Source organism: Xanthomonas melonis (assembly GCF_020783655.1).
GTDB classification, from domain to species: domain Bacteria; phylum Pseudomonadota; class Gammaproteobacteria; order Xanthomonadales; family Xanthomonadaceae; genus Xanthomonas; species Xanthomonas melonis.
On the sequence record NZ_JAJGQH010000003.1, the window covers coordinates 1 to 19900 of the forward strand.

The window sequence follows — 19900 nt, forward strand, 5'->3', positions numbered from 1 at the left end:
CGCCGGATCGTGGGCTGGAAAGCATCGTCATCGATGCAGACCGACTTCGTGCTCGATGCGCTCGAACAGGCGCTGTATGCCAGGAAGCCGGTCGGCCCGGATCGTTTGATCCACCACAGCGACCGGGGCGTGCAGTACGTCTCGATCCGCTACACCGAGCGGCTCGCCGAGGCCGGCCTGGAGCCCTCGGCTACACCGAGCGGCTCGCCGAGGCCGGCCTGGAGCCCTCGGTGGGCAGTGTGGGGGACTCCTACGACAACGCACTGGCCGAGACCATCAACGGCCTGTACAAGGCCGAGGTGATCCACCGCAAGTCGTCCTGGCGCACGCGCGAGGAGGTCGAGTGGGCCACGCTCACCTGGGTCGATTGGTTCAACAATCGCCGCTTGCTTGAGCCGATCGGCAGCATCCCACCGGCCGAGGCCGAAGCCAACTATTATTCCAAACACAAGCAACCCAACGAGTCCGCCATGTCGGCGTGACTCAAACCAAGGAGTCTCCGGGAAAGCCGGGGCGGTTCACCTCATGCAGTGCTACACCCTGCGCACCGATGCCCTCGACTGGTCCTTGTTCGCCCACCGTTGCGGGACCTTACGCGGCATGGATGCCGCACAAGAGCCTACAAGGACATACTTACGGGGTGTCCTGCGATGGTGGACGGGCAAGGGCCTTGCGGCCAGGCAGCAGATCGACCGCTCCACGATCGATCTATCGACACCAGTCACTTCGAGACACAGGACAGCTGCGCTGCAATGACGCATTCAAGTCGCAGCGTTGTCGGACGATCAAGCCAGGCCAGGCCAACCTCAGCACCCAGGCATCAACCCGCTTCGCGCACCCGCGCGGTCAGGCCCTTGAGAAAGGCACGCAGCAGCTGATCGCCGCAGGGGCGGAAATTCTTGTGACCGGGCTGGCGGAACAGTGCGGAGAGTTCCGGCTTGGAAAGCGGAAAGCCGGCACCGGCGAAGATGGCGTGCATGTCGACATCCTTCAGCTCGAAGGCCACGCGCAGCTTCTTCAGCACCAGGTTGTTGCCGACGCGCGCCTCCAGTGGCCGTGGCGGCTGGCTCTCGTCGCGGCCACGGAAGCGCAGCACCAGCCCGTCCAGGAAGCGCGCCAGCATCGCATCGGTGCAGGGTTCGAAACCGGGCTCGTCTTCCTTCTTCAGCCAGGCCTGTACCTGCGGCTTGTCGAGCGCGAACTGCGGGTCGGCCAGGTGGGTGATCTGCACCACCTTGTCGTCGCTGAGATCGAGCATGTAGCGAATGCTGCGCAGTACATCGTTGTGGATCATGACCATTCCGGTGCCCCGGCCCGCGGCCGGAAAGCGGCCATTCTACGGGGCTTGCATGAAACCGGCCTGACATGGGGCCAGCGCATCCTGCGCGCCGGAGGCGCGGCGGGTGGCGTGAGCGTTGGGGCAATGCGGCCCCGGCTGCCGGGGCGCCGCAGCGCGCTCAGCTGCCGCGATAGGTGGAATAGCCGTACGGGGAAAGCAGCAGTGGCACGTGGTAGTGGCCATCGTCAGCGATGCCGAACGCGATCGGCACCACGTCCAGGAAGGGTGGATCGGCCAGCGCGGCGCCGTTGGCGCGCCAGTAGCCGGCCACCGCGAATTCCAGCCGGTAGTGGCCCGGTGCCAGGGTCAGGGCGGCCAGCGCCGGGCAGCGCCCGTCCGCATCGGTGACCGCTTCCAGGCGCAGCGCCTGGCCGGCGAACAGGCGCAGCGACACGCCGGCTGCGGGACGTCCTCGCGCGGTGTCCAGCACGTGGGTGGATAGCGTGCTCATGCCACCGCCTGGGACGGCTGTGGCCATTGGCCGACGAATTCGGGTTGGTCGTAGGCCAGGTAGCCATCGACGATGGCCTGGCGGTCGTCCAGGAACAACTGGTCGGCCACCGCGCGTGCCAGCCGTGGCAGCGCGACCTTGAGCCCGGACAGGGCCGCGGCCGAGGGGCCGTGATTGATCAGCGCCGAGTAGTTGAAGGCGAACAGCCCGTGCAGCAGGGCGGCATCTTCCGGCGCGCGCGGCAGCAGCTCGAAACCCGGCCCGAGGTAGGGGTGCGCGTCCAGCACCGCATTGGCCTGGCCTGGCGGCGGCTGGTAGCGGTCGGCCCAGCAGGCGATGCGCCCGGACAGCGCGGCCAGTTCCGGGCGCAGCTGCGGGTCGGTGACCAGCCCGGTGGCGATGGCGAGGAAATCGAAGCGGTGTTCGCCCTGCGGCGTGCGCACCACCACCGCGCCATCGCGTTCGGCCACCTCCTGCCACGGTGCACCCGCATGCAGTGCGAAGCCGGCATGCGCGCAGGCGCGCTGGAAGGTGTCGTTGGTGGGAGGTTGGTTGTGCGCGAAGAAGCTGGCCATCATGCGGTACTTGTCCGCATCCGGCAGGGCGAGAAAGCGCGGGATGATGCCGGCCTGTTCCATATGCCGGAACGGGTTGATGCGCGGCAGTTCGCTCCGCCGGACGAACACCTCCGCGCAGGCCACGCCCTGTTCCAGCGCGAAGCAGGCATTGTCGAACGCCGAGGCGCCGCCGCCCAGGATCCCCACGCGCCGGCCGGCCAGCGCGGCGTAGTCGATGGGGCCGGAGGTATGCGCGTAGCGGTGCGCGGGCAGGGCGCGGGCGATCCACTCGGGGACTACCCACTGGCCGCCACCCTGGATGCCGGTGGCCAGGATCAGCTTGCGCGTCAGCAGCGGCGCGCCCATCGCCAGATGCAGGCGGTGGATGCCCGGCGCCACGTTGGGCTCCACCCGCACCAACCGGGTCGCATTGCGCACCGGCAGCCGCAACACCGCGCGGTACCAGCGCAGATAGTCCATCCAGGCGCCGCGCGGGATCTTGTCCAGCGCGTCCCAGCCGGCGCTGCCGTGCTGCGCCTCCCACCACGCGCGGAAGGTGAGCGACGCGATGCCCAGATCGATCGAGGTGATCTGCTTGGGCGTGCGCAGCGTCTGCATGCGCGCATAGGTCACCCACGGGCCTTCCTGCCCGGCCGGGTTTTCGTCGATGACCAGCAGGTTGTGCACGCGCTCGCGTTGCAGCGCGAACGCCGCGCCCAGGCCGCTCTGCCCGGCGCCGACGATGATGGCGTCATAGACATGCCCGGCCGGATGCACGCGCGGGGCCACCCAGGTCTCGCCGCCGTGGGCCAGGCGTTGCAGGTCGCGGGCGATCTCGCGTTCGAGGTGGGCCAGGCTCATGGCAATGCCTCCAGACGAAGCTGCACGATGCTGCCGATCTCGGCGAGGGCGGTGGCGATTTCCTCGCGGCGCGTCGCCTCCAGGCGGCGTTCCAGCGCGGCGAGGATGCCGGCCTTGTCGTGCAACCGCACGCAGATCACGAACGGAAAGCCGAAGCGATGACGATACGCCTGATTGAGCGCGTGGAAGCGCCTGAACTCGGCTTCGCTCAGCCGATCCAGGCCTGCCGAGGCCTGCTCTGCAGCCGAGGTGGCGGTGAGCGTGCGATCGATCGCCGCCTTGCCGGCCAGTTCCGGATGCGCACGGATCAGCGCGACCTGATCTTCCGGCGAGGCCTCGTAGACGACCTGCATCAAGCCGACATGCACATCGTCGAACGGCCGCCGCCGCACCGCGCGCTCGACCACCCAAGGCGAATGCTCGAACAGGTCGCGGTAGCGCGCCACGAAGGCGGCATCGTCCAGAACGCGGTCGTCGACCACGCTCATGCGTGCGTGCCCTGCAGCGAGACGTGCGCGGCCACCACCTTCCAGCCATCGGCAAAACGCACCCAGCTCTGACTTTGCCGCCCGCGCGCACTGCTGCCCTCGCGAACGAATTCTGCATGCGTGGTGGCGAAATCCTGGCCGAAGCCATGCACCTGCACCTGCGTCAGCCGGCGCTGCGGCGAGCCACCGCGGCCGATGCGAAACGCGCGGATCGCGTCGATGCCGTACAGCACCTCGCCCACGCCGTAGCGCACGGTGCTGGGCGCTGCATGAAACAGCGCATCCATCGCGGCGATGTCATCGCGCATCAAGGCGTCCTCGTAGGCGTGGAAGGCCGCGCTCACCTGCGCGATGACCTCGGGCAGATCGATCTGCGCTGCATCGATGCTCATGCCGGATGCACCTGCAGCCAATGGCGGGCGATATCGATCCGGCGCGCCACCCAGGCGTCGCCGCTGGCCAGCACGTGATCGACGAAACGGGCCAATGCCGCCGCGCGCGCCGGTTTGCCGGCGATGCGCCCGTGCAGGCCGATGGAGAGCATGCGCCCGCCCTCGCTACGCAACTGCTCGAAGCCATCGCGCAGGTAACGGAAGAACGGCTCGCCATCGGCGAAGCCGTTGTAGGCGACGAATTTCATGTCGTTGGCATCCAGCGTATAAGGCACGACCAATTGCGCACGGCCGTGGCGGGTGTCGTAATACGGCAGGTCGTCGGCATAGCTGTCGGCGTCGTAGACGAAGCCACCTTCCTCGGCGATCAGTCGCGCGGTGTTCGGGCTGGTGCGGCCCTGGTACCAGCCCAGCGGCCGGCTGCCGGTGACGCGGGTGTGCACGGCGATGGCCTCGGCGATGTGCGCGCGCTCGATGTGTTCGGACACCTGTTGATAGTCGATCCAGCGCAGCCCATGGCTGGCGATTTCCCAGTCGGCCGCCTGCATCGCCGCCACCGCGTCCGGGTTGCAGGCCAATGCGCTGGCCACCCCGAACACCGTCACCGGCAGCGCGCGTGCGGTGAAAAGCCGATGCAGCCGCCAGAAGCCGGCGCGGCTGCCGTATTCGTACAGGCTTTCCATCGCCATGGCGCGCGCGCCGGGCTGTGCCTGGGCGCCGACCATCTCCGACAGGAAGGCCTCGGAGCCGGCATCGCCGTTGAGCACGCAGTTCTCCGCGCCTTCTTCGTAATTGACCACGAACTGCACCGCGATGCGTGCGCCTCCGGGCCAGTGCGCCGGGGGCGGCGTGGCGCCGTAGCCGACCAGGTCGCGCGCGGCACTCATGCCGCCGGCTCCGCGTGCCAGGCGGCCAGTGCCGCTTCCACCGCCAGGCCTGGCGTGCAGGCGTAGCCTTCTGCCCGCAGCACCGCCTCCAGTGCGGCCAGGGTGATCAGCACCTTGTGCTTCATCGCGTTGTAGCCCATGGCGCCGATGCGCCAGATCCTGCCTTGCAACGGCCCGAACGCGGTGCCGATCTCGATCTCGAAGTCTTCGCGCATGCGTCGCCGCACCGCATCGTTGTCGATGCCCGGCGGAATCACCACACCGGTGACGTTGGTCATGCGGTGCGCGTCGCTGCCGAACACCTCCAGCCCCATCGCGCGCACGCCCGCACTCACCGCGCGGCCGGCAGCGGCGTGGCGGGCGAAGCGCGCATGCAGGCCTTCCTGCAATGCAACGCGTGCGCATTCGCGCGCGCCGTACAGCATGGTGGTGGCTTCGGTGTGGTGATTGAGGCGCTTGTCCGACCAGTAATCCATGATCATGGCCAGGTCGAAATAGTTGGACGCGATGCGCGGGCCACGGCCATCGGCGATGTCGGCGCGCACGATGCCGCGCTCGACATGCCGCCGCGCGAAGATCGCCTCGGCCGCCTGTTCGGACACGGTGATCGGCGCCGAGCCGGACGGCCCGCCCAGGCATTTCTGCAGGCCGCCGGTGACCACGTCCACGTCCCAGCGGTCGCTGGCGATCTCCATCCCGCCGATGGTCGCGGTGGCATCGACATAACTCAGCGCACCGGCTGCGCGACACAGCGCGCCCAGGCCATCGAGTGGCTGCGCCATGGTGGTGGAAGTATCGCCGTGCACGGTGGCCACCAACGCGGGCGCAACGCGTTCGATCGCCTCGCCGATCGCCTCCAGCGGCACCACCTCGCCCCACGGTGCTTCCACGCGGTGCACCTGCGCGCCCAGGCGTTGCAGGATCTCGGTAAGCAGCAGCCCGAAGCGGCCGAAGTCGATCACCAGCACGCGATCGCCCGGCTTCACCAGCGACACCAGCGCCGCCTCGATGCCGGCGCGTGCGGTGCCGTCGACCAGGAACGTCCAGCGGTTGTCGGTGCCGAACAGCGGCCGGTATAGCGCCATCACCTCGTTCATGTAGCCGGTCATTTCCGGATCGAACTGCCCCAGCAGGTCGGCCGCCATCGCGCGCAACACGCGCGGATGCGCGTTGACCGGGCCCGGTCCCATCAGCAGCCGCTGTGGCGGATCGAGTTCGGCGAAGGTGTGCAGGTGGCGCAGGTCAGGCGACAAGGAAATCTCCCAGCTGTTCGATGAAGTGGCGCATGACCGCCAGTGCGACCTCGGCATCGGCCGGGTCGACGTGTTCGTCCGGATGGTGGCTGATGCCGCCGGCGCAGCGCACGAACAGCATCGCGGTGGGACACAGCGCGGCCATCGTCATCGCATCGTGGCCGGCGCCGGAGACCAGGCGCCGCGGGCGGATGCCATGCGCCGCCACGGCCTGTTCCAGCCGGTCGATCAGTGCCGGTGCGCAGGGGCTGGCGGCGAGGGTCTGCAGCGGCTCGATGGCGACGGCGACGCCGCGTGCGGCGCCGATGCCGGCCAGCGCATGTGCGATGTCGCGCACTGCGGCATCGCGGGTGGCGTCATCGCCGGCGCGGACATCCAGCGTGCAGTCCACGCGGCCGGGCACCACGTTGATCGCACCGGGAGCAACCTGCAGTCTGCCGACGGTGGCCACCAGATCGTTGCTGCCATCGCGCGCGATGCGTTCGATCGCCAGCAGTGCGTCGGCCGCGGCGCTCAAGGCATCGCGACGCAGTGCCATCGTGGTGGTACCGGCATGCCCGGCGCGGCCTTCAAACCGCAGCGCAAAACGCCGCTGTGCGGCGATCGCAGTGACAATACCCACCGGCAGGTCTTCGGCTTCGAGCACAGGGCCTTGTTCGATATGCGTTTCCAGATACGCCAGCACGCTGCCAGGTGCGCGCGCGGCGTGGTGGATCTGCGCGATGTCCAGATCCCATTGTGCCAACGCGCTGGCGACATCGATGCCGGCCGCGTCGCTCAGCGCCAGCGCGCCCGGATCGAGCGTGCCGGCCACCGCGCGGCTGCAGAACATGGAGGCCGGGAAGCGCGAGCCTTCCTCGTCGCCGAACGCAACGACCTCGATGGCGAAGGGCAGCCGGCGCGCCTGCGCCTGCAGCGCAGCGACGCACTCGATCCCGAGCAGGATGCCGAGCGGGCCGTCGTAGCGCCCGGCGTCGCGTACGCTGTCCAGATGGCTGCCGACCAGCAGCGCCGGTGCGTCTGGCCGCACCGCCTCGTAGCGGCCGATCAGATTGGCTGCGGCATCCAGCCGGACCTGCATGCCGGCCTGGCGCATCCACTCGCCCACCTGCGCGACTGCGGCGCGGTAGGCGGGGCTGAGCCAGGCGCGGAACAGCCCGGTCGGCGTGTCGCTGTACGGGGCGACGCCGAGTTGATCGCAACGCGCCACGGCACGCGCGCCGCCGGTACAGGCGTGGTCGGCGGCAGGCAATGAGAACGGCGCGGCAGCAAGCATCGACGGGACCGGTGAGGCCATCGAGACGCCGGAGACGGCCCAATGGCAGGCGAACGGGGAACGGTTCGACTATAGGGAGCCGGTCCTGTCGCCATCAAAGAGTTTTTTCGCGCGCTCGCGCTGCAAAAAATGCAACACGGGATTGGTGGTTTCTGGATCGGGGTTCGCGGCGGATTGCCGGCCAGCGGTGTGCCTGCGTGATCCGGCGATGGCACCAGGCGGACGTGCTGCGGTCCGGCGAATATCAAGTGCCGTCACGTCCGATCAGCGACAGCCCGACACGCGTCAGGGCTGCTCAAGCACCTGCCGCAAGGCCTGGACACACTCGTCGACGAAGCGACGCACCTTGGACGAGCCGCGGCGTCCTTGCACGTGCACCACATGCACCGGTTCGGGCGCGATCTCGAACGCGTCCAGCACGCAGGCGAGCCGACCGCTGCGCAGGTGATCGCGCACCTGGTAGGACGGCACCTGGATCAGCCCCCAGCCCTGCAGTGCGGCGTGGATGGCGGCGCCGGAAGCGTTCACGCTGAGCCGAGCGGCCACGTCCACCAGCTGCTCGCGCCCGTCCACCCGGAACGGCCAGCGTGGTGCGCGTTCGGCCGATGAGATCGCCACGGCCGTATGGTGGATCAGGGCATCCGGATGCGAGGGCATGCCATGCGTGCGCAGATAGCCGGGCGTGGCGCAGACCATCCGGCGGACGGTGCCGACCGGGATGGCGGTCAGCGACGAATCGGGCAGCGCGCCGATGCGCACGGCGACATCGATGCCTTCGTCCAGCAGCGCCATCACCCGATCGAGCAGGATGGCGCGCACCTGCACCTGCGGATAGCGCTCCAGGAAGCGGGTGACCACCGGCATCACATGCAGGGTGCCGAACATCTGCGGTGCGGTCACCGTCAGCAAGCCGCTGGGTAGCGCGTGCAGGCCGGCGGCACGGTTCTCGGCATCCTCCAGCTCGGCCAACAGACGCCGGCAATCGCTGGCGTACTGCTGGCCGGCATCGGTCAGTCGCATGGTGCGGGTGCTGCGCACCACCAGCAGCACGCCGAGGCGGTGCTCCATCTGCGCGATGGTGCGCGTGACCGTCGCGGTGGAAATGCCGAGGTGACGCGCCACGCCGGCAAAGCTGGGGTGGTCGGCAATCGCCGCAAATAGCGTCATTTCCTGGATGCGATCCACCGCTGCCTCGCCTTCGCCAACCATCCTCGACAAGGCGCAAAGCCTAGCAGCCCGCCGTGACCGGACTGCAGACGCGAGCGCACCGCATATCGGTCAGCGAACGCGACCACCGGGCGCAGCATTGCGTGCCGCGCAATGCTGCATTGAGCCGCACGGTGGTTCCCGCGTCCGGATGCCACGTCTAGCATGGCCGGCAATCCACCGGATCCGCCTGGATCGGCATCGACATGCACACCGCGACACAGACGAGCTACACGCCGTTCGGCGCGCCGCCGATACACGACCGCCGCAGTTTCCTGCGCGTGTGCTGGATCGCCACCGCCTCTGCGTTGGGCGCGTGCGTGCTGCCTGCCGCCGATGCCTCCGACGCCCATTCCCCACGCTTCGAAGGAGCCCGCATGTCACACGACCCCGCGTACCAGATCAGTTATCGCACCCAACAGGTTGGCGATGTCCAGGTGTTCTATCGCGAAGCCGGCCGCAAGGACGCGCCGGTGCTGTTGCTGTTGCATGGCTTTCCCAGTGCCAGCCACATGTTCCGCGACCTGATGCCGTTGCTGGCACGCCGATACCGGCTGATCGCCCCGGATCTGCCCGGCTTCGGCAATACCCAGGCACCGCCGCGCGGGCAGTTCGCCTACACCTTCGACAACCTGTACAAGGTGATCGAAGGCTTCACCGAGGCGCTGGGCCTGAGCCGCTACGCGCTCTATGTGTTCGATTACGGCGCGCCGGTGGGCCTGCGCCTTGCGGCCGCAAACCCGCACAAGGTCACCGCCATCATCAGCCAGAACGGCAATGCCTATCTGGAGGGATTCAGCGACCAATGGGATGCCTGGCAGGCGTACTGGCGTGAACCGAGCGCCGCCAATCGCGAGGCCTGTCGCGCGTCGTTATCGCCGCAGACCATCCGCGACTGGCAGTACGGCACCGGTGCCGACCCGAGCAGGCTCTCGCCCGATGGCTATACCCTGGATATCGCCTACATGGCGCGCCCGGATGCCGAGGAAATTCAGCTGGACCTGATTCTCGACTACCGCAGCAACCCGCAGGCCTATCCCGCATTCCAGGCCTACTTTCGCGCGCACCAGCCGCCCTTGCTGGCGGTCTGGGGCAGGCACGATCCGGCGTTCGTTCCGGCCGGCGCGCAGGCGTATCGCAAGGATCTGCCGCATGCCGAGGTGCATCTGCTCGATACCGGACACTTCGCGCTGGAAACGCACGCAACCGAGATCGCGCAGATCATCGGCGAGTTCCTGCCGCGCGCGCTGAAGGGTGCGGGCTGAGGCCTCGGCATCAGGGCGATGTTCGGGAGCGGCGACGCACCTGCGCTCCTGTGGCGACTGCCCGGCGGCCATGCGACGCTGCGCCCGGCCAGCCATCGCGGCCGGACGTATGCATGCGTCATGCAAACAGGCTGCGCACCACATCGGCATTGGTCTGACCGTCGGGATTGCCGACGGTGCTGTCGGAAGCAAGATTCCAGCAACTCAGGTGCGCCACGGCGTTGACCAGCGGGTGCGAGAGATGCAGCTGGGTGACGGTGCCGTACAGCGGGAAATCGTCCACGCTCTGCAGATCCAGTTCGATCTGCGTTGCGTCAGGCAATTGTTTCCACCATGCATGCACCGAGTCGTTGTAGACCCACAGGACCTCGACCGACGGCTGCGCAGGCACGTTGAACCATGCGTTCTGCAACACTGCCAGGGTCTGCCTTACCAGCAGGGAGCCGCCTGCCCTCTTGGCAGCCAGCAGGCCCTGCTGCAGTGACGTGAATGCCGTCGTTTCGAACACCTGGTTATGGCGGAACATGCGATTGGCACCTTCGTCCGGCTGCGTGTCGGAGTAGACCGGATAGCTTCGGGTTTTCTCGCAGAACGGTTGCAGCCCGAACAGCGGCGGCAGCGCATCGGCCACCACGATCTCGCCCGATTCCGGATCCACGTTCACGCCTTGATCGGAATTGACGAACACCAGCAGACGCGCAAAGCCACGCGCGAGCAGCGGCGTGATTCCCAGATTCTCCAGGTTGCCACCGTCGGCGAAGCGGTACGTCTGCGTGTCGCGCGGCTGGCGGTCGTTCACCGGCCAGTACGGATAGCGTGGCACCAGTCCGTTGACCTCGGGGAATCGTTCTTCGAAGTCTTCGGCCGGTGCCATGCTGCTGCAGCCGGCGATATCGTTGAGGCTGAAGGCACGCGTTGGCACGCTGGCGATAACCCGGTCGGGACCATCGTCGCTCAGGTACTCGCTGCCCATCGCAAACGATTCGATCAACCCGCCGCCGACCGCTCCCAGCTGCCCTGGCCGGTTCACGAAGCTGGCGCGTACGCCGAGGACATTGCTGGCCTCGAACGGCACCAGTTCGGCGGTCGGGCTATCGTTGAGGAAGAGCGAGGTATTGAAGATCGGCAACGGGCGCCCGGGACGCACGGTGTAGGCCTTGCTGATGGGCAAGTTCGCGCCTTGCGCGGATGCGCTGTCCGCCGCAGGCGAGACGGTGCCGGTGAAGCAATGCGGATCGACCCCCGTGGCGTCCGGATTCCACAGGCCGAAATCCTGCAGCACCAGCTTGCCGATCACCGCTTGCCACATGTCCGAGGGCGCGTAGCGCTGGGTCGAGCGATACTCGGCAAGTTCGTCGAGGATCGGCAAGGTGCCCAAGCGGTATGGCACCTGGCCCAGATTGTTCGGCGCCATCTGCGCCAGTACGTCCAGGGTGAGTTGCGCCGGATCCAGCATCACCGGGCCGAGCAATTCGTCGTCGCTGATCGATTCCGGCAGGTAACTGAACACCACGTTGGCCCATGTGCCACCGGAGACCGAGGAGATCGCGCTGACCTTGTCGAGCAATCCCAGATGGCGTAATCCGCGCAGCTGCCCCATTGCGCACGACAGCGCGCGGCTGCCACCGCCGGACAGACAGATGCCGACGCCTTTGGACGATACGGCGGTGGGCGGAGTGTTCAGTACTTCGATTGCCACGCTGAGTGTCGCCACTGTGTCCTTCCCGTGCGAGATGCCGTATCACGGCGCAGCGATGAGCGTAGCGTTCCCGATACGATCGCCATGCGATGCCGTGCACAGATCGCGGCACGCTGCGCGCGATCGGCAGGGGGCATGCTGTGGCGGGAGCGTCATCGGGTGATCGTGCGCATTGTTGCGTCCGCTGGTGTCCATCAGGGCAGCATTGCGCAGGTAGGTGACAGCAGGTCGGATGACAGACGGACGCACTCGCTGTCTGCGTGTGGCTATGCAACCAGGTTCAGGCTTCACCACCCTGCTGCCGCGCCATCCGAGCGCGGGTCGCTCGCGGCGCTGATGGTGCCATCGGCGCCGCGCACCAAGGCACCGGCGTGGCCCATCACCGAGGTGAACGCCGGCAGCAGTTCCACCACATGTCCAGCCGCGCGCAGTGCCTGCACCAGTGCCGGATCGAAGCGGTCTTCCAGCTTCAGTGATGTGCTGTCCTGCCCCCAGGTGCGGCCCAGCAGCCAGCGCGGTGCGGTGACGGCCTGTTGCAGCGGCATGCCGTAGCGGGCGTAGCGCGAGAAGATCGCGGCCTGGGTCTGCGGCTGGCCTTCGCCGCCCATGGTGCCGTAGGCCATGACGCGGCCGTCGTCGAACACGGCCATTGCGGGATTGAGGGTGTGGAAGGGTTTGCGACCGGGTGCCAGCGCATTCCAGCCGTCGTCGGCGAGCCGGAAGCTGCAGCCGCGGTTCTGCCAGGTAATGCCGGTGCGTGGCAGCACCAGGCCGGAGCCGAATTCGAAATAGGTGGACTGGATGCAGCTGACCGCGCGCCCGGCGGCGTCGATGGCGCCGAACCAGACGGTGTCGCCGGCCTGCGAAGGATGCGGCCAGGACATGGCGCGGGCCATGTCGATGCGTGCGGCCAAGCCATCCAGCGCCTGCGCATCGTCCAGCAACGCCTGGGCATCCAGCGTCATCCACGCCGGGTCGCCGACATGCGCGTCGCGGATCAGGAAGGCCTGTTTGGTGGCTTCGACCAGGCCATGCAGATGCGCAAAACTGTCGGCATCGTCCGCATGCAGCCGCTCGAACAGCGCAAGGATCAGCAGCGATGCCAGGCCCTGGGTCGGCGGCGCATGGTTGTAGACACGCGCGCCGTGCAGGGCCACCGACAAGGGGACGCTGGCCTCGGCACGATGTTGTGCCAGGTCGTGCGCCCGCAGCGGGCTGCCCAGCGCGTGCAGGTCGGCGGCGATGTCGGCGGCGAGTGCGCCACGATAGAAGCTGTCCAGTCCATCCTCGGCGAGGCGGTGCAAGGTGGTGGCCAATTGCCGCTGCGTCAACAGCTCGCCTTCGCGCAGCGGCGCGCCATGCGGTTCGAAGATCTCGGCATAGGCACCTGGCTGTGCGCGCAGTTCGGCTCCCTTGTCTGCCGCGATCTGCGCACCGCCCAGCGTGACCGGCACGCCGGCGTGTGCATGCACGATGGCATCGCGCAACACGCGTGGCAGCGGCAGGCTGCCGCCGGCGTGCTGCAGGGCCAGCGCCCATCCGGAGACCGTGCCGGCCACGGTGTTGGCCGCGCCGGGGCCGCGCCAGGGGATGCTGGTGTGGCCGCGGTAGAACGCGCGCGTGGCGGCCTGCGCGGCGCGGCCGCAGGCGTCGATGGCATGCACGCGGCCGTCGGGTTCATGGATCAGCCAGAAGCCGTCGCCGCCGATGCCGGTCATGTGCGGATACACCACCGCCAGGCAGGCGGCGGTGGCAACGGCGGCTTCCACCGCAGTGCCGCCATCGCACAGGACATCGCGGCCGGCCTGCGCGGCCAGATGGTGGGGGGCCACGACCATGCCACGGCGGGCACGCAAGGTCTGCAGCATCAGGGCATCTCCGCTGGCGGGCTGAAGGCGAGCACACCATCGCGTTCGAGCCGCGCGGCCAGTGCGAACAGGCGATCTTCGCGGCCGGGCGCGGCAATCAACTGCACGCCCAGGGGCAGCCGGCCCGGACGCGGCAGCGGTGCGGCCAGCACCGGGCAGCCGGCCAGGCCGAGCGGCTGGGTGAAGATGCCCAGGTTGGCGCGGGCGGAGACCGGCAGGCCATCGATCTGGATGGTGTCCTGATCGATACGCGGCGCCACGCACGGCGTGGTGGGCGCGATCAGCACGTCCACCTCGTCCCATAGCGCCTGCATTGCGCTGGCGAACCAGCACGCGAACGCCTGTGCATCGGCCACCGCGCTCGCCGGCAGTTGCAGCCCCGCCAGCAGGCGATCGCGCGTGGCCGGGTCGAACTGCTCGGCATGGCTGCTCAACGCGGCGCGATGACGATAGCCGCCTTCGGCCGCGGTCAGCACGAAGGCGGCCGCGCGCGCGCGTTCGGCCTCGGGCAGCTCGACCACCACACTGCTATTGCATGCCTGCATCAGCGCACCCAGGCCGGCCTCCAGCTCGGGGTCGAGATTGCGCTGGAACCAGCCGCCGAGCCGGGCGATGCGCAGGCTGGCCACGTTGCAGGTGGCAAGCGGCTGCCCGCACACGACCTCGTGCACGCGGCGCAGATCGGCCACCGAGGTGGCGAATGGACCGACCACATCCAGCGCCTCGACGAATGGGAACACGCCCTGCAGCGGCACCGTGCCATGGGTCGGGCGCAGGCCGTACACGCCGCATAGCGCAGCAGGAACGCGGATCGAGCCGTTGGTGTCCGAGCCGAGCGCGAACGGCACCAGCCCCGCCGCCACCGCCGCCGCCGAACCGCCGGACGAGCCGCCGGCCAGATGCTGATGGTCGTGCGGGTTGGCGGTGGTGCCGTAGTGGGCGTTGACGGTGGCGAAACCGTAGGCGAATTCGTCCATGTTGGCGGTGCCGATCAGCACCGCACCGGCATCGCTCAGGCGCTGCACCACCGCCGCATCGCGGTTGGCCGGTGCGGCCTGCGCACGCAGCATCGCGCCGGCCGTGGTGACCTGGCCGGCAACATCGAACAGGTCCTTGACCACGAACGGCACGCCTGCCAGTGCGCCGCCATCGCTGCCACCGCTCAGCGCCGCCTGCACCCGCGCGGCATCGGCGGCGGCGCGTGCCGGCAGCAGGCGGGTGATTGCACACAGGCGGTCGTTGGCCTGGTGGATGCGCGTCAGGGTCTGGGTGGCCAGGCGCGCGGCTTGCGCGGGCTGGCTGCGCGTGGTGGCAACGATGGCCGCGATCTGGCCCCGCGGGCCGGCCGTGTCATGGGTGGCGGCGCGTGGCGGGGTGAAGCTGGCCAACACGTGCGCATGGCCGCGCAGGATATCGGTATTGCGATCGATGCCGGCTTGCCACTGCGCTGGGAGTTGCATGGGTCACCTTGGGGTTGGGAATTGGGAATCGGTAAATCGGGTTTCTTGGTTGATTGCAGTCAATGAGTTTGTTGGTGGTGCGTGGGAACGCGGTGCAATTGACTGCAATACAGCGCATGAGCTGAGTAATCTGGTTACTGCAGTCGAGAACTGGATGAGGCTCGCGCTGCGGATGGAAGGATTCGATGGAAGTGCGGAAATGCGGGTTGCAGCTGCATTGTTGGGGTGCCTTTGCGATCAAAGCATGCGGGGGCGGCATGAGGCGTCATTTCGTCTCAGTCCCGGAAGCTGCCCCTCTCCTGCGGGAGAGGGTTTTGGGTGAGGGTGCCCGGCCGGTCGACGATTCGTCAGGCGCGCGCTGGATCGCGATCTACCTACGCAACGCGTGACACGTCGTGATCAACTCCTCCATCTGTTCCGCGTGCCGCTTCGTCCCGTGGCAGCGGAGGTAACGGTCTGCCCACGGCCGGCGGCTGCGGTGCGGTGAGGCGCTCCACCAGCAACTGCTCGAACGCGTCCACATCCACCGCATGCACCACCGTCTGCGCCTGTTCGCCCAGCCCGGGCTGGTAGCCCGGCGCCCACGACAGGATGTCGCCATAGCCTGCGTCGAAGGCGGTGTTGGTGTCGATGTACAGCGTCTCGGTGCGTGTGGCCAATTCCGGGCGCAGCCACAGTGCCGTGGCCAGCTCATCCCACATCGGGAAGCCCGGCTCGCGCCGGCGCAGCGCATGCCCGATCGCCGTGTCGGCGGCACTCATGCGCGCGAGCAGGTGCGGGGTGAGTTCGGTGGCGGTGGAAGGGTCTACCGGCACCATGGTGATCTTGCGCCACGGGGCATGCATGACGATGCGGGCGGCTTCCGGATCCCAGCGGATATTGAATTCGCGGCGGGGCGAATTGACGAATTCACGCGCGAATTGCTGTGCGCTCACGCTGTTGCGTTGCTGCCGCGGATTGAGGCTGCCGCCCATGTAGACCAGTTCGCGTGCCAGCGTGGCGAAGGCCGGGTCCAGCGATTGTGCCAGCGCCAGATTGGTCAGCGGGCCGGTGGCAATGATGCTCACCTCGCCCGGATACTGGCGCACCATGCGCAGCATGAACAACGCGGCCGGCTCGTCGCGGGGGCGCACCACGCTGGGGTTGCCGAACGGCAGGTCGGGGACCACGTCGTGTGCGTGATAGCGCGGTGCGCTCTGCACGGTGTCGCCATCCACCCAGTGCCGGGTCCACGCACCCTTCCAGACCAGTTTGCCGTACAGCGCTTCCCAACGTTCGGTGGCGGCCTCGCTGTTGAGCAGCGGGTGCACCGGGCCGGGCAGCACCGGAATATGCGGGTGTCCGGTGAGTTCCAGCAGGCGGCAGGTGTGCGCCAGCGCCTCGTCGCGCCAGATGTTGCCGCTGACCGCGCTGATGCCGAGCACCTCCACTTCGGGCGATTGCAACAGCAGCACATGCGCGGGGGTGAAACCATCGATATCGTCTTCGAGGATGACGCGGCGTCTGGGTGTGGCGGAAGAAGGTGCGGTCATTGCGCTTGGGTCGTGGAGGTGGATGTCTTGCAGTGGAGATGCAGCGGATGTTGCGTGGGCAGGCGCGTCCCTGCGTGTGACGAAACGTTACCGGTGCAGCCTGTTCGCGCTCAGGCGCGCTCATGCGTCGCAGGCGCTAACTGCGCTGCGCCAGCAACGCGCGTTCGTACTGCGCCAGGTCGATTTCCAGCTGCCATTGCAGCCGCGCCTTCGCGCTGGCCTGACGAAAGCCGCGGCAGCCGGCATCGTCGGTTTCGTGTTGGAGCGCATCGCGGCAGGCCGGCACGGCGGCGCCGTCGGCAGCCCACAGATCGGCGCCCGGCAGGAAGCTGTAACGCAAGCCGTTGCGCGCCAGCCGCTTGAGTGTCGGGTAATCGATGCCCTGCTCCTGCACGGCGCGTTGGTATTCGTGGGTGATGTCGGCGCGCGACACGCCGGCATCGTCGGTGGACAGCACCACCGGTACGCCGGCGCGCAGGTACATCGCCAGCGGGTGCTGCGCGCCCTTGATGCCAAGAATCACATCGTTGCTGGTCAGGTTGATCTCCACCGCGATCTGCTGCCGGCGCATGCGCTGCAACAGTTCGCCCGCATCGTCTTCGTAAGGCAGGTCCACGCCGTGGCCGATGCGGCGTGCGCCGGCATCCACGGCCTGGCGGATGTGCGAGCGCAACTGCGCCGGCGGCACCAGGCCCAGCGTCAGCTCGCCCGCATGCAGGGACAGCGGCACGTTCGGGTAGCGCGTGGCGAAGAAGCCGAACATGGCCATATGCCGCGTGTAGTCGGCCAACGCCACCGGGTTGTCTTCCGGCGCGACGATGTTCACCGCGACCGCACGGCTGCCACCGGCGGCCACCAGCGCGTGGGCAAGCGCCATCTGCCCGAACACCATCGGTTGTGGCAGCACGCGCAACACATACGGCACGTAGCGGTATTCCACCCCGCAGCCCGGATGCGCATCGGTGCGGTCGCAGCGCAGCACGCGGCGCACCTGCGCGTCGGTATCGGCAAGCGCGGCCTGTGCAGCCTGCACCAGCGGCGGCAGTGCGTCCTGCAGTGCAGCCAGGTTGGCGCTGTCGTCGCCGCCGTACCAGGGCAGTGCCTGCATGCGCTGCGCGGCCTGCTCCATCTGCGGCGGGTTGGCGATGATCTCCACGTATGCCACACGGTCGCGCGCGGCCTGCTCGAGCACGGCCGCCACGGTGTCGGCCACGCGGGTGCGCACCACCGCCTCGAACTTGCCGAAGCTGCCGAAGAACTGACCATGCCCGGTGGGGTGTGCGGCGCTCGGCACGAAGCTGCGCATCGACATCGCATCCACCACCCGCCCATACAGCGCCGCATCGCGTGCGGCCAGGTCGCGGGCCGGCACCTGGTCCTTGCCGCATGGCGGCGCGCGCAGGCTCAGGTCGTCCAGCTGCACGCAGGCTTCGTCCTCGCTGGCCCAGCGCAGGTAGTCCTCGGCATACACCGAGCCGGACAGATGGTTGTGCAGGTCGCCGCCCTTGGGCATGCCCTGCAACCAGGCACGCAGTTGCGCCGGTTGCGCAGCGGCCTCGCGAAACAGTTGTGTGATCTGCTGCTCGCGTTGCTGCGCCGAGGCGGGCTGCGTACGTGCATGGCCAACGACGGGCAGCAGCGCGCACACACTCAGGATCAGGCAGCGATGGAGGATCGACATGCGGGACGAACTCGGGAAGGACCACGGGGTGCCCGGTCGCCGCACGCGGGTGAGCGTGCGGCAACGGGGCTGATGGGATGCGCCGCATGCAGCCAAGCTGGCGCCGCGGGCTGCTGCCACTTCAACGCGATGGCCTGCGCAATGCAAGCGGCAAGACCTGCGCTGACCGTCGCAGACTGCGCCGGCGGCCCTGCGCCGGCCCCGCCACGGGAGCGGTGCTACCCGGCCGGCGTGCGTGCGCATGACCGACGGCGCAGCGCGAACGCTGTCTCGCAGGTGGCGAACATGCGCGGCAAGATCGCCGGCCGTCGCGCGCAGGCAGGCGCGCATCGGCTCATTCCAGCGCATGACGCAGCACGAACAGGCCGGCGATCGCCCAGGTTGCCGGGTGCACGCCGCGCCAGCGACCGCTGCCCAGCCTGAGCGCGGCATAGGCGATGAAGCCGAACGCCAGGCCGGTGGCGATGGAATAGGTGAGCGGCATCGCCAGCATGCACAGGGCCGCCGGCAGCGCGTCGCCGACATCGTCCCACCGGATCTGCGTGCATTCGCGCAGCATCATCGACGCCAGATAGATCAGTGCCGGTGCGGTGGCATAGGCAGGCACCATTGCCGCCAGCGGCGAGAACAGCAAGGCCAGCAGGAACAACGCGGCGACCACCAGCGCGGTGAGGCCGGTCCGCCCACCCGCCTGCACGCCGGCGGCACTTTCCACATAGGCGGTGGTGCTGGAGGTGCCGAGCAGCGAACCGGCCAGGATGGCTGTGCTGTCGGCCAGCAGGGCGCGGTCGAACTGCCGATGTTGCGCGGCGGTGCGCAGCAGGCCGGCGCGCTGCGCCACGCCCATCAGGGTGCCGGTGGCATCGAACATTTCCACCAGCACGAAGATGAGCACCACATGCAGGACCGCGGTCAGCGCGCCGCGCTCGCCGTGTGCCTGCAGTGCGCTGCCGACATCCAGTTGCAGCAGGGTGGGCGCCAGGCTGGGCGGCGGCGAGAGTATCCCCTGGTACTGCACCAGCCCCAGCGCCAGGGCGGCGGCGGTGATCGCCAGGATGCCCAGCAGCATCGCCCCGCGCACGCGGCGCGCGTCCAGCACGCCGATCAGCAGCAGCCCGGCCAGCGCCAGCAGTGGTTCGGGCCGGTGCAGATCGCCCAGGGTCAGCAAGGTCTGCGGATGGGCGACCACCAGCCCGGCCTTCTGCAGGCCGATCAACGCCAGGAACAAGCCGATACCGGCCGCGATCGCGCTGCGCAACGCGGGCGGGATGCCGTCCACCAACCAGCGACGTGCGCCGGTGAGGGTCAACAGCAGGAACACGCAGCCGGATACGAAGACCAGCCCGAGCGCCTGTTGCCAGCGATAGCCCAGCGTGCCGACCACGCTGAAGGCGAAGAACGCATTCAAGCCCATGCCCGGCGCCATGCCGATGGGGTAGTTGGCCAGCACGCCCATCAGCAGCGAGCCCAGCGCAGCGGCCAGGCAGGTCGCCACGAACACCGCGCCGTGGTCCATGCCGGTGGTGGCCAGGATGTCGGGATTGACGAAGACGATATAGGCCATCGTCAGGAAGGTGGTGGCGCCGGCCAGCACTTCGGTGCGGACGCTGCTGCCATTGGCGGCCAGTGCGAATTGGGGCCAGCGCATCAGCGTGCGCGCCCGCGAGGGGATCGGGTGAACACAG

At 68.4% G+C, this 19900-nt stretch carries 16 protein-coding genes and 1 pseudogene; 2 read left to right on the forward strand and 15 right to left on the reverse strand.

The genetic code is table 11. The annotated features are described in order from the left end of the window. Nucleotides 1-482 (forward strand): annotated as a pseudogene (locus tag LL964_RS03435) (DDE-type integrase/transposase/recombinase); the annotation flags it as partial. A 338-nt stretch (nt 483-820) separates the two neighbouring features. Here the strand turns inward: LL964_RS03435 and LL964_RS03440 are convergent. From LL964_RS03440 to LL964_RS03480, 9 genes are all read right to left on the reverse strand, one after another. After that, on the reverse strand, nt 821-1294 hold the full coding sequence (locus LL964_RS03440) for a YehS family protein (protein ID WP_104586493.1): 474 nt from the start codon (nt 1292-1294) through the stop codon (nt 821-823). A gap of 163 nt (nt 1295-1457) precedes the next feature. Next, on the reverse strand, nt 1458-1817 hold the full coding sequence (gene uraH / locus LL964_RS03445; RefSeq protein WP_104586374.1) for a hydroxyisourate hydrolase: 360 nt from the start codon (nt 1815-1817) through the stop codon (nt 1458-1460). Continuing rightward, complete coding sequence (hpyO, locus tag LL964_RS03450) at nt 1787-3208, reverse strand: FAD-dependent urate hydroxylase HpyO (protein WP_104586372.1); 1422 nt, start codon at nt 3206-3208, stop codon at nt 1787-1789. The genes uraH and hpyO overlap by 31 nt, the downstream gene beginning before the upstream one ends. Further along, on the reverse strand, nt 3205-3696 hold the full coding sequence (uraD, locus tag LL964_RS03455) for a 2-oxo-4-hydroxy-4-carboxy-5-ureidoimidazoline decarboxylase (protein ID WP_104586370.1): 492 nt from the start codon (nt 3694-3696) through the stop codon (nt 3205-3207). Before uraD ends, hpyO begins: the two co-directional genes overlap by 4 nt. After that, nucleotides 3693-4088 carry an oxalurate catabolism protein HpxZ gene (gene hpxZ / locus LL964_RS03460; protein ID WP_104586368.1) on the reverse strand — a complete coding sequence of 132 codons (396 nt, stop codon included), beginning with the start codon at nt 4086-4088 and terminating at the stop codon, nt 3693-3695. The genes uraD and hpxZ overlap by 4 nt, the downstream gene beginning before the upstream one ends. Then, a complete protein-coding gene (gene puuE / locus LL964_RS03465; protein WP_104586366.1) occupies nt 4085-4975 on the reverse strand; it encodes an allantoinase PuuE in 891 nt (296 codons plus the stop codon). The genes hpxZ and puuE overlap by 4 nt, the downstream gene beginning before the upstream one ends. Further along, nucleotides 4972-6228: a pyridoxal-phosphate-dependent aminotransferase family protein gene (locus LL964_RS03470; protein WP_104586364.1), complete on the reverse strand. Its 1257-nt coding sequence runs from the start codon at nt 6226-6228 to the stop codon at nt 4972-4974. The genes puuE and LL964_RS03470 overlap by 4 nt, the downstream gene beginning before the upstream one ends. After that, nucleotides 6218-7438: an allantoate amidohydrolase gene (locus tag LL964_RS03475; RefSeq protein WP_230429873.1), complete on the reverse strand. Its 1221-nt coding sequence runs from the start codon at nt 7436-7438 to the stop codon at nt 6218-6220. Before LL964_RS03475 ends, LL964_RS03470 begins: the two co-directional genes overlap by 11 nt. 351 nt (nt 7439-7789) lie before the next feature. Then, nucleotides 7790-8713: a LysR substrate-binding domain-containing protein gene (locus LL964_RS03480; protein ID WP_104586360.1), complete on the reverse strand. Its 924-nt coding sequence runs from the start codon at nt 8711-8713 to the stop codon at nt 7790-7792. Nucleotides 8714-8916: 203 nt separating this feature from the next. On the opposite strand from LL964_RS03480, the gene LL964_RS03485 reads away from it, so the two are divergent. Next, the gene (locus LL964_RS03485; protein ID WP_167395233.1) at nt 8917-9975 is read left to right on the forward strand and encodes an alpha/beta fold hydrolase; all 1059 of its coding nucleotides are present in this window, start codon (nt 8917-8919) and stop codon (nt 9973-9975) included. Between the two features lie 118 nt (nt 9976-10093). Here the strand turns inward: LL964_RS03485 and LL964_RS03490 are convergent, their stop codons facing one another. From LL964_RS03490 to LL964_RS03515, 6 genes are all read right to left on the reverse strand, one after another. Continuing rightward, the gene (locus LL964_RS03490; RefSeq protein ID WP_104586358.1) at nt 10094-11674 is read right to left on the reverse strand and encodes a hypothetical protein; all 1581 of its coding nucleotides are present in this window, start codon (nt 11672-11674) and stop codon (nt 10094-10096) included. A 287-nt stretch (nt 11675-11961) separates the two neighbouring features. Beyond that, nucleotides 11962-13542 carry a gamma-glutamyltransferase family protein gene (locus LL964_RS03495; protein WP_104586356.1) on the reverse strand — a complete coding sequence of 527 codons (1581 nt, stop codon included), beginning with the start codon at nt 13540-13542 and terminating at the stop codon, nt 11962-11964. Continuing rightward, nucleotides 13542-15002, reverse strand: coding sequence for an AtzE family amidohydrolase (locus tag LL964_RS03500; RefSeq protein WP_104586354.1), 1461 nt, complete (start codon nt 15000-15002; stop codon nt 13542-13544). The genes LL964_RS03495 and LL964_RS03500 overlap by 1 nt, the downstream gene beginning before the upstream one ends. A gap of 374 nt (nt 15003-15376) precedes the next feature. Further along, the gene (locus LL964_RS03505) at nt 15377-16534 is read right to left on the reverse strand and encodes a nucleoside hydrolase (RefSeq protein ID WP_104586352.1); all 1158 of its coding nucleotides are present in this window, start codon (nt 16532-16534) and stop codon (nt 15377-15379) included. A 136-nt stretch (nt 16535-16670) separates the two neighbouring features. Continuing rightward, entirely contained in the window at nt 16671-18215 is a 1545-nt protein-coding gene (locus tag LL964_RS03510) for an adenosine deaminase family protein (RefSeq protein ID WP_167395232.1), read from the reverse strand. A gap of 334 nt (nt 18216-18549) precedes the next feature. Beyond that, nucleotides 18550-19863, reverse strand: a complete 1314-nt coding sequence (locus LL964_RS03515) for an NCS2 family permease (RefSeq protein WP_104586344.1) — start codon at nt 19861-19863, stop codon at nt 18550-18552. Between the last annotated feature and the right edge of the window lie 37 nt (nt 19864-19900).